The sequence below is a fragment of the Vibrio crassostreae 9ZC13 genome, assembly GCF_000272045.2.
GTDB lineage: Bacteria > Pseudomonadota > Gammaproteobacteria > Enterobacterales > Vibrionaceae > Vibrio > Vibrio crassostreae_C.
In genome coordinates this window covers 768,389-768,925 of sequence record NZ_AJYZ02000019.1, presented here as the reverse complement: position 1 = coordinate 768,925, position 537 = coordinate 768,389, and the positions used below count along the sequence as shown (strand labels likewise).

Below are 537 nucleotides of genomic sequence, written 5' to 3'. Positions count from 1 at the left end.
AATGGCGACATTGATATCAGCTTCGATATCTCAGATGGTACCAATACCGTTCAAGCTTCTGCCGATTTAACCGTTAACCCAATCAATGACCTGCCAGTTCCTCAAGATCAGCAATTCAGTGTTGAAGAAGACGGTACTTTACTGTTCACAGACGCGGATCTGCTTACAGGCGCGACAGACATTGAAGGTGACAACCTAACGGTTGAAGGTGTGACCTACGATGGTGGCGACGGTATCCTTACCGACAACGGTAACGGCACGTACACCTTTGCGCCAAATGAAAACTTCAATGGTGACGTAAACTTCGGCTTCGATGTGTCAGACGGAACCGATACGGTCTCTGCGAACATCGATGTAAGTGTGACTGCGGTTGATGATGCGCCTGTGTCTGGTGACCTAGCGTACTCAATCGACGAAGATGGTTCGATTCGTCTAAGCCAAGAGCAGCTGCTTTCTCAAGCATCAGATGTGGAAGGCGATGACTTGACGGCCAGCAGCCTAACGGTCGACGGTGATGCGACAGTTGTAGCTAACGAC

At 49.7% G+C, this 537-nt stretch carries 1 protein-coding gene; it reads left to right on the top strand.

What is annotated here, in order from left to right; translation table 11 throughout:
- The coding region (locus tag A136_RS22720) for a tandem-95 repeat protein (RefSeq protein ID WP_032546856.1) at positions 1 to 537 on the top strand (537 nt) is incomplete at both ends.